Origin of the sequence: Ruminiclostridium hungatei, assembly GCF_002051585.1 — a bacterium.
GTDB classification, from domain to species: Bacteria; Bacillota; Clostridia; order Acetivibrionales; family DSM-1351; genus Ruminiclostridium; species Ruminiclostridium hungatei.
Genome location: NZ_MZGX01000017.1, coordinates 103899 through 119952 on the forward strand (window position 1 = coordinate 103899; position 16054 = coordinate 119952).

Annotated in this window: 16 protein-coding genes; 4 read left to right on the forward strand and 12 right to left on the reverse strand. The window is 39.5% G+C overall.

Annotation, left to right across the window (positions count from 1 at the left end):
* Positions 1-11 precede the first annotated feature (11 nt).
* Complete coding sequence (locus tag CLHUN_RS13275; protein WP_080065116.1) at positions 12-389, forward strand: metal-dependent transcriptional regulator; 378 nt, start codon at positions 12-14, stop codon at positions 387-389.
* Here the strand turns inward: CLHUN_RS13275 and CLHUN_RS13280 are convergent, their stop codons facing one another.
* A complete protein-coding gene (locus CLHUN_RS13280; RefSeq protein ID WP_080065117.1) occupies positions 390-2141 on the reverse strand; it encodes an ABC transporter ATP-binding protein in 1752 nt (583 codons plus the stop codon).
* Positions 2104-3963: an ABC transporter ATP-binding protein gene (locus CLHUN_RS13285; protein ID WP_080065118.1), complete on the reverse strand. Its 1860-nt coding sequence runs from the start codon at positions 3961-3963 to the stop codon at positions 2104-2106. Before CLHUN_RS13285 ends, CLHUN_RS13280 begins: the two co-directional genes overlap by 38 nt.
* 409 nt (positions 3964-4372) lie before the next feature.
* Between CLHUN_RS13285 and CLHUN_RS13290 the strand changes: the two genes are divergently transcribed.
* Positions 4373-5359 carry a helix-turn-helix domain-containing protein gene (locus tag CLHUN_RS13290; RefSeq protein WP_080065119.1) on the forward strand — a complete coding sequence of 329 codons (987 nt, stop codon included), beginning with the start codon at positions 4373-4375 and terminating at the stop codon, positions 5357-5359.
* 211 nt (positions 5360-5570) lie between these two features.
* Complete coding sequence (locus tag CLHUN_RS13295) at positions 5571-6077, forward strand: DUF2798 domain-containing protein (protein WP_080065120.1); 507 nt, start codon at positions 5571-5573, stop codon at positions 6075-6077.
* A gap of 26 nt (positions 6078-6103) precedes the next feature.
* Here the strand turns inward: CLHUN_RS13295 and CLHUN_RS13300 are convergent, their stop codons facing one another.
* A complete protein-coding gene (locus tag CLHUN_RS13300; protein WP_080065121.1) occupies positions 6104-6535 on the reverse strand; it encodes a hypothetical protein in 432 nt (143 codons plus the stop codon).
* A 332-nt stretch (positions 6536-6867) separates the two neighbouring features.
* Positions 6868-7857: a GNAT family N-acetyltransferase gene (locus tag CLHUN_RS13305; RefSeq protein ID WP_080065122.1), complete on the reverse strand. Its 990-nt coding sequence runs from the start codon at positions 7855-7857 to the stop codon at positions 6868-6870.
* A gap of 647 nt (positions 7858-8504) precedes the next feature.
* Here CLHUN_RS13305 and CLHUN_RS13310 point away from each other — a divergent pair.
* Positions 8505-8861, forward strand: coding sequence for a hypothetical protein (locus CLHUN_RS13310; protein ID WP_080065123.1), 357 nt, complete (start codon positions 8505-8507; stop codon positions 8859-8861).
* A gap of 93 nt (positions 8862-8954) precedes the next feature.
* On the opposite strand, the gene CLHUN_RS22800 is transcribed toward CLHUN_RS13310, so the two are convergent.
* The 8 genes from CLHUN_RS22800 to CLHUN_RS13345 all read right to left on the reverse strand — a co-directional run bounded on the left by CLHUN_RS22800 (position 8955) and on the right by CLHUN_RS13345 (position 15442).
* Entirely contained in the window at positions 8955-9569 is a 615-nt protein-coding gene (locus CLHUN_RS22800; protein ID WP_080065124.1) for a methyltransferase family protein, read from the reverse strand.
* A 119-nt stretch (positions 9570-9688) separates the two neighbouring features.
* A complete protein-coding gene (locus CLHUN_RS22905; protein WP_080065125.1) occupies positions 9689-9910 on the reverse strand; it encodes a diguanylate cyclase domain-containing protein in 222 nt (73 codons plus the stop codon).
* 26 nt (positions 9911-9936) lie between these two features.
* Positions 9937-10362: a GGDEF domain-containing protein gene (locus CLHUN_RS22735; protein ID WP_165755748.1), complete on the reverse strand. Its 426-nt coding sequence runs from the start codon at positions 10360-10362 to the stop codon at positions 9937-9939.
* Positions 10363-10394: 32 nt separating this feature from the next.
* The gene (locus tag CLHUN_RS22910) at positions 10395-10532 is read right to left on the reverse strand and encodes a PAS domain S-box protein (RefSeq protein ID WP_117387057.1); all 138 of its coding nucleotides are present in this window, start codon (positions 10530-10532) and stop codon (positions 10395-10397) included.
* Between the two features lie 14 nt (positions 10533-10546).
* Positions 10547-10993: a DUF2000 domain-containing protein gene (locus tag CLHUN_RS13330; RefSeq protein WP_080065127.1), complete on the reverse strand. Its 447-nt coding sequence runs from the start codon at positions 10991-10993 to the stop codon at positions 10547-10549.
* Between the two features lie 29 nt (positions 10994-11022).
* Positions 11023-12399: a YfcC family protein gene (locus CLHUN_RS13335; protein ID WP_165755749.1), complete on the reverse strand. Its 1377-nt coding sequence runs from the start codon at positions 12397-12399 to the stop codon at positions 11023-11025.
* Between the two features lie 59 nt (positions 12400-12458).
* The gene (locus tag CLHUN_RS13340) at positions 12459-14048 is read right to left on the reverse strand and encodes a hypothetical protein (protein WP_080065129.1); all 1590 of its coding nucleotides are present in this window, start codon (positions 14046-14048) and stop codon (positions 12459-12461) included.
* The gene (locus CLHUN_RS13345) at positions 14045-15442 is read right to left on the reverse strand and encodes a B12-binding domain-containing radical SAM protein (RefSeq protein WP_080065130.1); all 1398 of its coding nucleotides are present in this window, start codon (positions 15440-15442) and stop codon (positions 14045-14047) included. Before CLHUN_RS13345 ends, CLHUN_RS13340 begins: the two co-directional genes overlap by 4 nt.
* Positions 15443-16054: the final 612 nt, after the last annotated feature.

Below are 16054 nucleotides of genomic sequence, written 5' to 3' on the forward strand. Positions count from 1 at the left end.
GGAGGATTATTTTGGAAAAGCTTACATTTACAATGGAGAACTACCTGGAAGCCATATATGAGCTTTCAGCCCAGGGTGCAGGTGCCAGGGTTTCAGATATAGCCCTCCGTCTTGGCGTCACCAAAGCAAGCACCAACAGTGCCATGTCCACCCTTTCTGAAAAGGGGCTCATTGTCAGTGAAAAGTACAAGGAGATTTTCCTCACACCGGAGGGCCTGAAGCTGGCTGAACTGACTTCAAAAAAACATCACGTCATCAGGCAATTTCTGACTGAGGTTTTAAAGGTAGAGCTATCGGTGGCTGAAGCCGATGCCTGCGCCATAGAACATGTTATAAGTTCTGACTCCATAGCTGCCATGCAAGTATTCATGCAGTCGGACAGGGAATGATTATACACTCCAGCCCAGGCTATCCTGCTGTATGGTATAAAGCCTCTCATACAAGCCTTTTTTGCGCATAAGCTCCTCATGGGTGCCCTCTTCCACTGCCCTGCCCTTATCCATGACGATTATCTTTCCAGCACCTGCAATGGTTCTTAGCCTGTGGGCGATTACAATAACTGTTTTACCTTCTATCAGTCTGGAAATCGCCTGCTGGATCAGCACTTCGTTTTCAGGGTCCAGAGAGGCCGTCGCTTCATCCAGCAGAACAATGGGCGCATTTTTCAGCAGAGCCCGGGCAATGGAAATTCTTTGCCTTTCGCCTCCCGAAAGGGTACTGCCGTTTTCCCCCAGCAAGGTTTCATAGCCCTCCGGCATGCTCAGGGCAAATTCATCACAGCAGGCCGCCCTGGCTGCTGCCAGCACCTGTTCCCGTGTGGCGTCCATGTTCCCGATTCTTATATTGTTGTAAACGGTATCATTAAACAGCACCACATCCTGAAATACAAAGGATATATAGCTCATCAGATGCTCGGGCTCCAATGTCTTGACATCAATACCGCCGATTTTAACAGTTCCCTTGTTTACATCCCAGAATCTTGCAATCAGCTTTGACAAGGTGCTCTTCCCGCTTCCCGAGGGTCCTACCAGGGCAGTAATGGAGTTTGGGGGTATTGACAGGTTCAAATCCCTGATAACGGTTTCCTCCTTGGAAAGCTTCCCGGTATAGCTGAAGGAGACATTTTGAAGGGTTATATTGAAATCACGTATTTTCCTTTCACTGTTCCCTTCCATTACAGGAGTTGAAACAAGCGTTCTCATGCGTGCGGTGGCAACCTGCATATATAGAAGCTCGGGCAGCAGCGTCAGTTCCGTAAGTACAGGCCCGTAAATCCTCACCACTATGAGAAAAAACATCAGCAGCGGTATAAGTCGGATTTCCCCTGCCGTCAGCAGGTAGGTTCCCACGAAGACAGTAAGCCCTATGCCGGACTGTACAACTATTTGAGCCCCGGTTACCAGTACTCCTCCCACGAACTCCAGCTTCATGGACATATTCTTCATATGCTTTATGGCATTGTCCAGGGTAGAAAATTTTGCTCCCGCAAGTCCGCAGGACTTGATAACCTTGATTCCCTCCAGATATTCCTGCACCTGGTCGGAAGCCTCGAGCTTGGAGTCCACATGCTTTTCACTGAGGCGGTCTGTTATTTTTCTGCTTATGACAATTATGAGAAAGGCCAGAGGCACAGTACAAAACACAGTCAGTGCCAATCTCCAATCAAAAATAGCCAGGGCCAGGCATATGACCGCTATGGAGATACCGTTGGCCAGAAGCTGGGGAATTATATGGCTCAGCACATGCTCTTCTGTTGCACAGTCTCCCATGATATTCGTGGTCAGCTCCGAAAGGTTTCTGGAATTGAAAAAGCTCATGGGCAGCTTCCTTATATGCTCTGCCACACGTATCCGGTTTGCCTCCGATTCCATATAGGAGGCTACATAGGTTTTTTTGTAATCATTCTTGTTAGCCAGAAATACCAGAAGCGCGGCTACAAGCCCCAATCCGAAATATATCCACATTCTGGCCCAGGAGAGTTCCTCTCCCATCAGGGGCTTCAGCAATTCTGCAAAAATTTGTATGGTTATGCCAAAAGGAAGCATCAAGGATAGATTTGTAATTGTGCATGCAGCAATGGCCTTTTTCAAATCTGAATACCCCTTATCCGATAACAGCAGCTTTTCCTTCAATTTGAACATTTGCACCCAGCTCCTTTCCACTTTGGATTTTCCATTCTACTGCTTTTGTGTACATATCCCACATGACCTTGTATTTTCCATTTCCCTGGATAAGTTCTTCATGGGTTCCCTGCTCCACCATCCGGCCCTTATCCATAACAATGATTTTGTTGGCACTCCTGATGGTGGACAGCCGGTGGGCAATAATAATTACTGTTTTATTCCGCATCAGTTTTTCGAAGGCCTTCTGTATCAGATATTCGTTCTCCGGGTCAGCAAAGGCCGTCGCCTCATCCAGCACTATGACAGGAGAGTCTTTTACAATGGCTCTGGCTATTGCAAGCCGCTGCCGTTCACCTCCCGAGAGATGCACTCCCCTTGTTCCGATTACCGTGTCATAGCCTTTGGACAGCTTCTCCACAAACTCATGGCACTGCGCGGCTTTGGCCGCCTCAATCACCTGTTCGTCAGAGGCCGTTTGATTTCCAATCCTGATATTGTCCATAATGCTCTGCTTGAATAGAAATACATCCTGAAATACAAAGCTGACCTTTTCCATGAGATTATCCAGCTTCATATCCCTGATATCCACTCCGCCTATTTGAATACTGCCCTCCGCCACATCAAAGAATCTGGGGATCAAATGGGCAATGGTACTTTTTCCGCTTCCCGAAGGCCCCACAATGGCAGTGACCTCTCCCTGCCCCGCCAGGAAGGATACATCTGTGAGAGCCGCATTTTCCTTTGCTTCAGCATAGGTGAAGGACACTCCCTTGAACTCTACGGTACAGCCGTCCGGCATTCTGGGATCCGCTGTTTCGGCAAGGGCTTTCCTTTGAAGCACCTGATCCATACGTTCCACACCCCCGGTAATCTGCATGCCGTTACTGGTAACATACATGATTTTCAGCATAACTGAGGAAATAGAGGGCACAAACAGAAGATAGAAGATGAAGGTCATGGCATAGGCGGCATAATCGGTTGTGTTCATTCCTATCAGTATGCCTACCGGCAGCAGGAACAGGTATATATTGTTGATGACTGTTGAGAAACCCGACATGTGGTTTTCCCAGCTCAGGGTATATGGAATGACAAATCCGGTATACGCCTTGATTGTATCATGGAGCCTGCGGAAGGAATATACCGTCTGTTTGAAGGCCTTAACCACGGAAATACCCCTTATATACTCTACGGAGGCGTTGTTCATATCCTCAAGTGCTGATTGGTATTTATTCACCATTGCCTTTGAGCCTTCATTTCCATAGGCTGAAAATTGCAGAACAAAGGCTATAACTACTCCGGCCAGCGCGGCCAATCCAAACCTCCAGTCATAAGCCAGCAAAATTCCAAGCATAACCAGCGGTGCCACAAGGGACGCCACAATGTCAGGAAGCTGGTGAGCTATAAAGCCCTCAATCTTTTCAATATTTTCATCCATAACCTTACGCAGCTTTCCGCTCCCGAAGTTTAAATGAAAGCCCAGGGGAAGCCCCGCTATATGAGAAGCAAAATCCACCTTCAGGCGGTAAAGAGTTCCGAATGCCGCCAGATGCGAGCACATCAAAGCTGCAAAATATAGCAGTACATTTCCCAAAACACCTCCAAAGGCAATCCACCCGAAGGTTATGGTCTTCTGTACATTGAGACTTGTGAAATCCGGATATCCATTCATTATCTCGCCAATGATATAATAAATGGATATAAAGGGAACAAAGGAAGCAACCGCTGCCATTGCAGACAGAACAGCCGAGCAAATAACAAGGGGCTTCTTTGTTGCTGCCAGCTCCATAAGCCTTGCCATCCCATTTTTGGGCTTATGGGCTTTAGATTTTTCTTTTTTCATCCTTATATTACCTCTTTTCTTTATATATTTTTATATACCTGAAAATATTGACATTCACGCAAACTGTTAGAATAACCTAACTTTCAAGTAAAAAAATTTGCCTTCCTGCCAGGTACCTTTATATATGCTGCCAGTGCTATATTATACCAGTTATGGACTGCTCCTTCCGCTCCATTCAGCCGTCCTCTGCTCCATTCGGACATTTTTTTAAGCTTAAAAGGCTCTTTACTTTTCTTCTGAAAAAACATATTATATTAATAAGTTAGGATATTCTAACTTATGTGAGAATATATTTTACCAAGGCCATTTACGGTTCAAAGCCAAACGCAGTTTGGGTTTGAATCAGCTTTGAATTCAGGAGGCTTTCAGCTCATAGTAATTGACTTTGTAATACCGGAGGGGAAAAATAATGCAAGCATCGGAATATGAGAGAAACTTATACGGTCAGGATATTGCTGTTATACAGCGCACCAATGACTGTACGGTTTACAGAGCGGAAACCGCCAATGGCCGGGGAGTCATGACCAGCTACCGGGTATTTCCCGGAGTTGATTTGATATACAATGATTTTCACACCTTTAGCTACCATCAGGACATTCATATTCAAGAGGAAATTATGGAAATAAACCATTGCAGGGAAGGCAGGTTTGAATGTGAATTTGAGCGAGGTACATACGGCTATTTGGAAGAAGGCGACCTTGCGGTGAATATGTGCCATAACAGGATAACTGCTTCAAGCTTCCCCCTGGAGCATTATCATGGGGTGGCAGTAATTATCAGCCTTGACAAGGCTTCAACCTTTTTATCCTCTGTTTTCGAGGACATCTCAATCGACCTCTATTCCCTGCGTGACAGGCTTTGCCCCAATAACCGCTGTTTTATCATGAGGGCGAAAGCAGAAATCCGGCACATTTTTTCCGAGCTCTACACCATTCCCCAGGAGGTACAAAAAGGATATTTCAAGCTTAAGGTGCTGGAACTGCTTTTATTCCTGAGTATTACGGAATTGTCCGAGCAAAAGGAGCCCAGACAATACTTTCCAAAAAAGCAGGTGGAGATTGTCAAACAAATCAAAAAACATATGACCGACAATCTGGAAAAGCGGTTTTCACTTGAGGAATTGTCTGAGAATTTCCACATTGGCCTTACCTCCATGAAGCTTTGTTTTAAGGGAGTGTACGGAATGCCTATTTTCACCTGCATAAAATCCCACCGCATCCAGGCGGCAGCCTATATGCTGCGCCATAGCAGCGACAGCATTGCCACCATTGCCGGAAAGGTGGGCTATGAAAATGCCAGCAAATTTGCCGCTGCCTTTAAAGACATACTGGGGGTTTCGCCCATAGAATACCGCAAAAATACAGCCCCCGAATATCACGGGCAAAATCGTGCATAAGCTGCCAAAAGGAATTCCCCTTTAGATACCCTGATGCTTGACCCGCTTTATGAAATGTGTTAAATTATATCCAATTGAATATTTATTTCTGGCGAAACGACACATGTGGTGCTTTGCACGTAAATCTGATTACGGTACAAGGTGCATGCTGTGTCTTTTTTTGTTGTCTGGAAAAGAATAGCAATATTAAAAAGAAAGGATGGGAATGTTAATGCCCACAACAAATTTTCAAAAGTTGGTTTATACTTTAATGACCGTAACTATTACGGTGCATCTGTTTGTGTTTTACAATCTTGCAATTGAAATGGGGGGAATGTCAAACCTGGTCTTTGCAGCTTCCCGAAAGGTAATTGCAATTGAGTTTGTATTCGCCTTTTTGCTGCAATTTTTCATTGCCGGTCCCCTGTCTTTGAAAATTGCCTTCAGCATTGTAAATCCCAGGGAGGATAAGCCTTATGTGGTTACAACCGCCAGCATATGCTCTACAGTCATTCTTATGTGTCCCATGATGAGCTTTGTGGCTACAATTTTATACAACGGGATTACCTGGGAGTTTTTGGCACAGTGGATGCAGAAGATGGTTTTTAATTTTCCGTTTGCATTTTTTTCTCAGTTGTTTTTCATACAGCCCTTTGTGAGATACGCATTTGGTGCAATTTTTAAAAAACAGCTTCAAAAATCAACCCTGCCGATACATTGTGAATCCCGGGCCGAGTAACAAACGCCGCAGGATAGTCAGGCAGCTTAGGATCTTTTTATGCCGTATGTGAACCTCCATACGGCTTTATTGCCTGAATATCGGCCCCTGTTTTCAGTGACTGTTACCAGAGAGGTATATGTATTGTTTTTGTTGACTTTCAATTTACCCACCGAAACAGTCAAGGTCTTTGAACCTGTGTCAGGAATACTGTCAATCTCTTCAACAGTTGACACGATTGTAATTTTACCTGTTGAAGTTGTGTTTATAACGGTTGAATCTCCTTCCTGCAAGTTCTTCTTATTTACCTTGCACTCAAAGACCCACTCATTTCCCACATGGTTATTTTCTACAAGGTCAATTGATTGAAGCTTGACAGTAATCTTGACCTTTGAAGTACCTGCGGCACTGGAGGGTAATATGTTAAGGGTAACCAGCATGCATAAAATCAGGAAAACGCTAATTATTCTTTTGTTCATATGTCTACCTCAAAATGTTATATTTTTCCTTTATTGTAGCATACTTACCATAACAATACAAGAAACCATTTAATTCGGATTGCCGGAATCAAACTGCCCCGATTTTCATACTCAAAGGTATACAGGTAATGCCGTTCATGGTTGTCTGTTGGCCAACCGCGCTGAATTCCAGCCTTTTTTAAATATCAACCTGCTTCAATTTTTCCCAGGTCTCATAGGATTTTAAAAAACGGTACATAGCAGAATCTACCATGTACCGTTAATTATATATTATCAAGTAATAATAACCAAATGCTGCCTTATAAAGTCAATGTCTCAAATTTTTTCATATTCTATTTATCCCTCCCGTCATCTATGTCAAACATTGCAGGAAAAGCAATAATGCCGGGCTTTATAAGCCCTTTTTCAACTTTTTCGCAGTAGTCCTCCACAGGGCCGGCATGCTGGAGAACCTTCATCATAAAGGCTTTGTGTGCAATTCGTCCCTCTGTTATTCTATAATTGCCTGAATTTACAAGCATAGCATTTATTTTTTCGGCAGGCAGTAAAATACTCATTTCTCCTTGTGCCTTGCCATAGCTTTTCCAGACAAGATAGGCTAATATATCCGGAACATCCTCACTTTTTGCCACCAGCTCCTTTATATTCAGTCTTTTTAAAGAGGCGTACCTGACATACCCCAGAATCCTGTTATTTTTGCTGACAACCGAACACCTGCAGTGCATTCCCTGGTTACTCCATTCGCTGATATTCTCCCCGGGCATAAGTGCAATAGCCTCAGTTGCATGCTGACTTTTCCATAATTCCGGTATCCACTTGATGTCCTCCTCTTTAACCGGCCTGTCATTAAAACCTTCATGGTCAAAGTCTTCCCGGCATATATTCACATTTGCTCCTGTTTCTGAAAACATAGCTGTTTTATAACCAAACCTGGGATAGTAGCCCTCATGTCCGCAGAGCAAGGAAAATACAAAGCCTTTTTCCTTTGCCTTTCTATGTCCTTCTTCTATCAGCCGGCTCCCTACCCCCTTATTTTGAAATTCAGGCTTCACGGCTGCGGGAGCCAATATTACCCCCATCTGCTCCCTGCCCAGTACAATAAATCTGAAAGGTGAAAAAAGCACATGGCCTATAACTTTGCCTTCGAATTCTGCAACCAGAGACAATTCCGGATCAAACAATGAATTGTGCCTTAGCAGGTCTACCAATACGGGCTCTGAAACATACTGGTTGTCGGGGTGCCAGCCGAGGAATGCCTCGTAATTGACATTTGCCACACTGCTATAATCCGATATTCTTTCACTTCTTATTTTAATATCCATTCCCTGTCTCCTCCTTTTGTGGACTTCCTATCCATATTCATATCAGCCATCAATTCCAGGCTTCTTCTTTCATCTGAAAAAGGCTTGGAAACCCTCGCAGATAACAGCCACCTGCAGGGTTCCTAGCATAAAAAGGTAATAAAAAAACACGCTGCCAGGCTGCGTGTCAAAAATTCCACTATACACGATTCAGGTTGCTCAAAAGAAGCTGCACAGGCAACACAAACAATGCCTGCTTTATGGCATTTGCGTGTACCTTTGCCGGTATTCAGTTAGCGAAAAACCACCTCAACATTTTTTACAGACATTAAAACAACTCCTTTCACCTGAAATTTCAATCCTTTGCAGTTTCAAAATACTGCATCATTTTCATTATATTGGCGTTTCCAGGCAATGTCAACGGAGATTTTAATTATAGCTGTTTTATCCCGGTCCAGAAGTAACTTTTACAGGTCAGGCTTGATTTATTCCTGACTTCGGCAGTCACTCCAAATTTTATTATATGAGATAAATCATGCCTGGTCTGGTCTTATTCACATTCAGCATACGTATATTAATAAAATACTATTTTCAGTTATAATGTCTGAAAAAAAGTATAGATATATATTACCGACACATGATATAATTACTTTCTGGAGGGCTGTAATATGGAAGAAACCTTAAGACTGATTCTTGAAAAACTCAACAGCATGGATTCCGATATAAAAGAGATAAAAAGCGACGTGAACGGCTTAAAAAGTGACGTGAACGGCTTAAAAAGCGACGTGAACGGCTTAAAAAGCGACGTGAACGGCTTAAAAAGCGACGTGAACGGCTTAAAAAGCGACGTGAGGAGTTTGGAAAAGCATGTTTTGATTATTGAAAATAAGCAAAGTGAAGATTCCAAAGCTTTATATGACGGATATCGTCAGGCTCTGGAAAATACCCTTGAGATAAAAAAGGATATTAAGGCTATAAAGGAAATCTTAGATGTCCACGAAGTAAAATTATTAAAAGTGAAATAGATAATCCGCCAGGAATGGCGGGTTTTTTGAGTATAATTTTTCAAAACCTTGAGAGGTCTTTCGCTCCTAATCAGACCGCTATTTGTAAATTGCTTAATATACACCCGGTATCAGGCGATATTTTGTGTGCTTGCAATATTGTTCAAATTCTTCTTGAAATTGCGTGGTCAATGCCTTTTCTTCAACATGTATTCTTACCCCATAGCAAATAAGGCAAATTACAAAAACACCGATAATTCCCAGGATATGGCCATATGCACAAGCCACTCCTAACAGGCTGATAATGCTCCCTGTATAAGCGGGATTTCTGACAATGCCATACAGCCCGGTTTGAATGAGATGCTGACTGTCTGTTGTCTGAACTGACAATGTGAAGGCGTGTTTCAAAGTCCCAACCGCCGTACAACGTACTATTATTCCGGCAACAATACAGACTATTCCGATATAATATGTAAAATGGGGAAGTAGCCAGTTTCTCACAGCTTGTGGCATGCTTTGGCTTCTAAAAAAGGCACCGGACATTACACTGCAGCACCAGCCTATAATAATCAGCCAAAAAGTTCCATTATCAGAATGTTTTTTTGAACTGTCCCGGCTCCCTTTTAATGTTAAAAACCATATTATGCATTCGGAAAGCAATAGTGCTCCTAAGACATACATCAAGACATTATATTCTATAATATTTGCAAACTTACTCGGGTCACCCATCTTTATTCGCTTCCTTTCAAATTCCGGTTTTTAGCGGCGTATTCTACAAATAACCAACAGGTATTTTCCTATGACTATTTATCCAATCATAACACAGCAATGTAAATTTTCATTATAACTCAAGGTACACAAAGTGGCTTTTCTTTTCCTCCTCGTTGTTTTATAGCATACATGGCATTATCTGCGTACTGGATTAATACCTTTGGGTCAATTGAATCCTGGGGAAAAAACGCTATCCCAATACTTATCCGAATGCCTAAGGTAGCATCCCCCCATTGAACCGTCCTGGCAACCCTCATTGAGAATTTTATCAGCCAATACTGAACATTCTTTCTTATCATTGGTAAATGGCTGAATCACTAAAAATTCATCTCCGCCAAGTCTTCCTTGTTATATCTGCCTTTCTTACCACCGCCTGTAATCTTTCAGCAACTTTTCTTAAAACCCCGTCTCCTGAATTGTGCCCGTGTATGTCGTTTATGGTTTTGAATTTATCAACATCAAAAAGCATAGCTGAAAACATGAGCTTGCTACGTCTTGCTGGTTCTATGGTTCTTTCAAATTGCCGCATAATAAATCCCCTATTTGAAATACCTGTAAGTGCATCATAATTAACCAGATACCTTATTTTTTCCGCTTGTTCCCGTTCTGTAATATGACGGATGATGTGAATTCTTATCAACTCACCCTTTATGTCAATACTTCTTGAACTTACTTCAAAAGGAAAGTCTGTACCATCTTTTGCTACATGGATACCTTCAGATATTATTCCTGTGGAAGCAGAAACTTCCATTTGTCCTTTATATTCACTCATCATTGAAGGTGTCATATTTGTTTCAAATTCATTTTTAATAGCTCAATATACGAGTAACCGTATTTGTCTGCTGCTGTTTTGTTAGCATCAATAATACTTCCATCAGCTTTTAAATATAAAAGAATATCATGAGCATTTTCAAATAGTATGAAATGTTATTAATTTAATCAGCTCTCCACAAAGTGAACTTCCCTGTAATAAGATTGACTTCCGAACTACTTCCATAGATAATCGCTCCCAAATATTCCATTTCATTTTCTTCACTTTGCTCGATAGCTTGCGCTAGTTCATCATCATGCCCGGTTTCAAGCATTTGCTTCGGAAAATCATGTAATTTTATATCAGGATGATTTGTACGTACATCTTCAATTACACTTCTTAACCTTCCAGGCTTTACCTTCGTGCAAATAAATGGATATTTGGAAATTCCGGGATGCTTGATATTGCTTTTGTCCACCAGGAAGGTTCTCCCCATAAGAGAGCCTTCGCTATATGCACCTAAGGATATCGCTAAGTGTCCAATTACATTTAACGCAACTTCTGGTGAAATTTTTGAAGATAAAATAGCAACAATTTTTTTTTCATTATACTCATATACATTTTCTGACATTTCATTCCTCCATATTGGATACTACATTTTCAAATATTCATGACAACAGCTAACATAATTAGAATTATTTGTATTATAATAAAATAGCAATATAATTTCAAGAAATATTTATACCATTGGTCTATCCCTATCTTCATTACGCCACAAATTGTTGCAGCCCCAATTGGCCAAAATAAATACCCAAAACCATTACCAAATTGGTAAGTAAGTATTGCGATATTCCTGCTTAAACCCAGCAAATCTGCAACCGGGGCTAAAATTGGTATAGAAACAACGGCTTGCCCGCTTCCTGAAGGCACAAAAAAACAAAGAATATTTTGAATAATAAGCATGGCTACTCCTGCAATTTCTTTTGGCAATTGCAGGAGCAAATGTGAAAGATAATTGATTATTGTATCTATGATATTTCCTTCGGTTATAATAACCTGAATCGCCCGCCCAAAACCAATAATTAATACTGTAAACATCATTTCTTTTGATGAATTAATAAATTTTTCACATATATCATTAATACTTATTTTATTAATAAAACCTGTAATGAACATAGAAATGAAAAATATAGCTGCAATTTCTGATAAATAGAAATCATAATAAATCACACCTACTCCAATAAAAACAATAATTAATAAAAAGGAAGCAAGAGAAAGTATTTGTTTTATTTCCAATTTATGTATATTGTTTTGTATGCTATTTACATTTAACGTGTGGTCTTTGTTTTGTTCAATACCGTTTGTCAAATTACTTTTTATTCCATGGGCATATTTCAAAACATAAAGAATAGTAACAGCTATAAACAGGACGAATGCACAAATCCTGAAGATAAATACCTTCGGCTCCATTAAAGGTATGTTTGCAATATTACTCGCTAATCCTATACTAAATGGATTGATTGTAGCAGCTGCGAAGCCCACTCCACTTCCAAGAATAACAATACTTCCGCCAACCAGTTTGTCATAACCTAATGCTATGGAGATTGCCATAAAAATTGGAACAAACCCCAGCACTTCCTCGTACATTCCTAAAGTTGAACCACATATGGCGAATAAAATAATAAAAATCGAGATAATCATAGTATCTCTACCACGCATTTTAACCAAAAGATAATTAACAAATGCTTCAAGTGCCTTTGATTCTAATAAAATGTTAACATATCCATATGCAAACAGTAAAAAAAAGCTGATATCTGCTGATTCTACAAATCCATTAAATATATCAACAAACATTCCCCACAGTGAAACAGGTGTTGCTTGTACATATTTAAAACTATCCGCAAGTATTAATTCTCTGCCGAGATTATTGTCGAAAATCCGGGTAAAATTGCCTGCAGGAATAATCCAAGTCAATATTGTTGCCGTGATTATAACTCCGAACATAATAACATATGTATGAATTGATTTTTTTCTCATAGCTATTAAAACCTTCCTGTTAAAATACCTATATTTCATATTTATAGTGGTTATTCTGCTCAGAGAATGTCTTCTAAAAATTCTTCCTTACTCTGATTTATAATGCACCTTCGAAAATCCGGGTGATTTCTACCAACAACATAATGCGAATAAAAGTTATAAAGCGTAGGAAGCGCATTCATGTGTGCATGTTTTAAATTCATCTCTGGAATTTTATCAATTATGTCCGGCATTAAGTCATGCATTTCTTTCAAATCACTATAATTATACAGCCCCATGTTATCCTTACAATCAAAAGCTGCTGTGTGCAAGGAAATTTCAACTGGTATCCCTTTAACTTCATCAGCTTTTTCAACTTCATTAATTCCGTATAAAAAAGTACAGAACTTCTTCTGAATCTCCTTAGCATACATTGATTGCAGCGGACCTCCTACCGGCAGAAAACCCACACTAAGATATATTACAATTAACATGGCACAGGTGGGGGTAAGTTCCCTGTTTTCCAGTTCTCCTGCCAGAACTTCCGGTTTGTACTCCTTCAGATCAAAATTCGGAGTTGTAACAAGGGTCTTTTTTGCATTATGAATAATTCTATGGAATGGAGAGGTCATATAATAACTATCATCTGTTTTAATTTTACTCCAGCCAGACCGGACATCAGCCAACTCTTCAACAAATTTAGTTAAAATACCCGGGTTATTGAATACCCTAAACCACCAACTCTCTTTGTCTCTTAATTGAGCTATAAAAAACTTAATAATTGTCTGGTTAGATAATGTAATTTGCTCTACGCCCAGTCTATCAGAGTTTATCAAATCATCGAACAGTTTTTTATGCACATTTATCGTTCTACTAAAGAAATCAGATGCATCCCGATTAAAAGAATCACTGATAGAATTGATTTCCGTCAGGATTTCTGTGAATTTTTTCATGACATCTCTACTGGCATTAGCTTCTTTTAGTACTTCCAATGTGGTTTCCAGCGATACATTATCGCTTTTCAACCTATTAATAGTTTTTGCTGATATTTCATTTTTTTTATCATTCAGAACTTTTTCCAAATCACTTAATAGAGACGCTTTTGTTAATTCTTTCAGTTTTTTGATACATAAATCAATTTTATCATTTTCAAGATTATACCATTCAACGCATCTACTGATATCTCCTGATAGATGTATTCTAGTGCTTATTTCCGGAGTGATTTCAATGACAGATGGAGAGTTTGCGGAACTAAAGGGAATGTCTGTTACATATATGCCAAAATGAACGGATTGTCCATATCTCTTTGCCATGGCGACAGATATAATATATGCGTTCCATGTCAGGTTTGAATCAAAATCAATACCATAAAAATTATCGAAACTTTTAGGAAAACTATAATGTGTAGCTGTTTCTGCCATAAAGTGGTTGTCAAGGCGGGATTTTATCAAATCAGCTTTACTTTTCCCATAAAATTCGTAAACATCCTCCACAATCATTTTTTTTAATATAACGCTTTCAGGAAAAATCCTCTCATTAACCTCGTACTCATAAAGAGGACTATAAAACTCATTAACAGTACGAGATGCATTATTTAATAACTTGACATATGGATTTACATCGTATACCAATAATTTCATTTCTTTAATTAACACATTTGTATTTTTCATAATTCTTCATTCAGCCATCCTTGTGAATCTGCAAAATCCACTAATGAATGTATTTCATTTGCATATTTTCCTAACATTTTTCTAAAATCATTGTATTCCTTTGCAGATTCCAAATTGAAAAAACACCGGAAATAATCTCTCTGAAGTTCTTCCAGGCTGAGAATGTCCTTTTGATAATATTTTTCTGGAAACCGTTTCAGGATTTCTTTATATGCCGGTGAGCCCGGACTAGGTTCAATTAAGTTAGCCACCATCTCTTTAGGTGCTCTTCCCAATTCTGAATAAATAATTTCGTATACCTTGGTAGCATTCTTAACAGTATTTTTTAGTGAAGTCTCATTATCCCCAGGTAGTCCAAGAACATAGCTTGCTGTAACATCTATTCCATTGGCAGCTAAATATTCTGCTGCCAGAATATTTTGCGCAGGAGTGGAGTCTAATTTATTACAGCGCCTCATTACCTCTTCGTCACCTGACTCAAATCCAATAACCACATCAACTACACTTAGTTTTCTAAGTTTTTCTGCCATCTTATGATTAACACGGTTTGCTCTCCCGAAAACCCCCAATTCGTATGTCTGTGAAATTTTTGGTTTGCATGCAATGACTTCATCTATCCATTTTTCTGAAAACAATAAATCATCACCTACATCAAATATATAGGTTGTAAGTCCCTCCATTGCACATTGCTTAATATCTTCCCAATATAACTCGGCAGATTTAAATCTGACCCCCTGATCGGCACGTCCACAAAATACGCATGCGTTACTGTTCAACCGATTTCCGCACCCTTTATGAGAGTATATCCTAAGATAATTGTCATACTTGTGGTCAGAAAATACCGATTCTTTTAGCCGCTTCTGATAAGGTTTCAAATCAGCTCTGCTGTAATCAATCGGTAAAAGATTTATATCAAAGGGCTTATTATATGTACAGCATACTTTACCATCTTTGTAATATGCTATATTGGGAATACTTTCAATATTATCAGAGTTCAGTAGCTTCAACCAACCTTCTTCCCCATCACCAATAATTATATAGTCAATTAAGTGATGTTGGTTGATAAGTATAGCTTCATACATTTGAGAGGCATGATGTCCTCCTATAATGTTAATTCCTCCATAAGAACGTACTGCTTCAGCTATTTCCAATGAGTTCTCATAGGAAATCAACTGTATGCTTTGTCCTACAAATTCAGGCTTATATTTAGTTATATAAGCTAATATTTCATTCTGATTATAAACAATACTACCATCCAGAATATCAATCATCTTGCCATTACTATACAAATAATTCTCCAGTGCAACTAATCCCAAAGACGGTGCATAATGTGTATCAGCATCCTTATATTTGTAGTCAATAGGTGTAAAAATTAAAACAGCATCACTATTCATATTCATTTCCTCCAATCACATCAAGGCAGTGTCATGTCTACGGCTACTCAAATCAAAATATACTAAACAGGCAATTCCAGCTCACCTTCTATCTTTTTTATGACCTGTTATTTAGTTTCTATATCCAAACAATATGATTTCGTCTTATTTATCCATTTTATTACTAATTATGGTATATTTTTATTATTATGTTAATATATACCATAATATAATATTTGTCAATTATATTTGACATTATTCTTGTATATTCCTTGAATGACATTTAACATTCAGTGGCCATATCATAATTGAACAAGGTTAAATAAAAGCAAAACTGTCTCTACTATCGCTTCTTTAACAGGAAAATATCCTGCCGCTCAGCACATACTATTACTGATATTCACCGGGATTAGTTAACAGGCTTCTTGGCAATTACCCGGGCCAGACTCACACTGGCAAGTGTGCTCCAGCTTGCTGGACGCACATAAAATAAAAACACCTACTTGAATGATATGCTCCCTTTATGAGAGACAGTGAAATAACAAACACTGTTTATCATGAAGGGAGTATTTTTATGCCACAAAAATTTAGAATAGTGGTTACTGAAAAAATTAAAATCACTCGAGAGTATTT

What these genes read in the sequence shown, in the direction of transcription:
- CLHUN_RS13280 (WP_080065117.1), bottom strand. Translation starts at nt 2,141, where the DNA reads ATGTTCAAATTGAAGGAAAAGCTGCTGTTATCGGATAAGGGGTATTCA.
- CLHUN_RS13285 (WP_080065118.1), bottom strand. Translation starts at nt 3,963, where the DNA reads ATGAAAAAAGAAAAATCTAAAGCCCATAAGCCCAAAAATGGGATGGCA.
- CLHUN_RS13290 (WP_080065119.1), top strand. Translation starts at nt 4,373, where the DNA reads ATGCAAGCATCGGAATATGAGAGAAACTTATACGGTCAGGATATTGCT.
- CLHUN_RS13295 (WP_080065120.1), top strand. Translation starts at nt 5,571, where the DNA reads ATGCCCACAACAAATTTTCAAAAGTTGGTTTATACTTTAATGACCGTA.
- CLHUN_RS13300 (WP_080065121.1), bottom strand. Translation starts at nt 6,535, where the DNA reads ATGAACAAAAGAATAATTAGCGTTTTCCTGATTTTATGCATGCTGGTT.
- CLHUN_RS13305 (WP_080065122.1), bottom strand. Translation starts at nt 7,857, where the DNA reads ATGGATATTAAAATAAGAAGTGAAAGAATATCGGATTATAGCAGTGTG.
- CLHUN_RS13310 (WP_080065123.1), top strand. Translation starts at nt 8,505, where the DNA reads ATGGAAGAAACCTTAAGACTGATTCTTGAAAAACTCAACAGCATGGAT.
- CLHUN_RS22800 (WP_080065124.1), bottom strand. Translation starts at nt 9,569, where the DNA reads ATGGGTGACCCGAGTAAGTTTGCAAATATTATAGAATATAATGTCTTG.
- CLHUN_RS22905 (WP_080065125.1), bottom strand. Translation starts at nt 9,910, where the DNA reads ATGATAAGAAAGAATGTTCAGTATTGGCTGATAAAATTCTCAATGAGG.
- CLHUN_RS22735 (WP_165755748.1), bottom strand. Translation starts at nt 10,362, where the DNA reads ATGGAAGTTTCTGCTTCCACAGGAATAATATCTGAAGGTATCCATGTA.
- CLHUN_RS13330 (WP_080065127.1), bottom strand. Translation starts at nt 10,993, where the DNA reads ATGTCAGAAAATGTATATGAGTATAATGAAAAAAAAATTGTTGCTATT.
- CLHUN_RS13335 (WP_165755749.1), bottom strand. Translation starts at nt 12,399, where the DNA reads ATGAGAAAAAAATCAATTCATACATATGTTATTATGTTCGGAGTTATA.
- CLHUN_RS13340 (WP_080065129.1), bottom strand. Translation starts at nt 14,048, where the DNA reads ATGAAAAATACAAATGTGTTAATTAAAGAAATGAAATTATTGGTATAC.
- CLHUN_RS13345 (WP_080065130.1), bottom strand. Translation starts at nt 15,442, where the DNA reads ATGAATAGTGATGCTGTTTTAATTTTTACACCTATTGACTACAAATAT.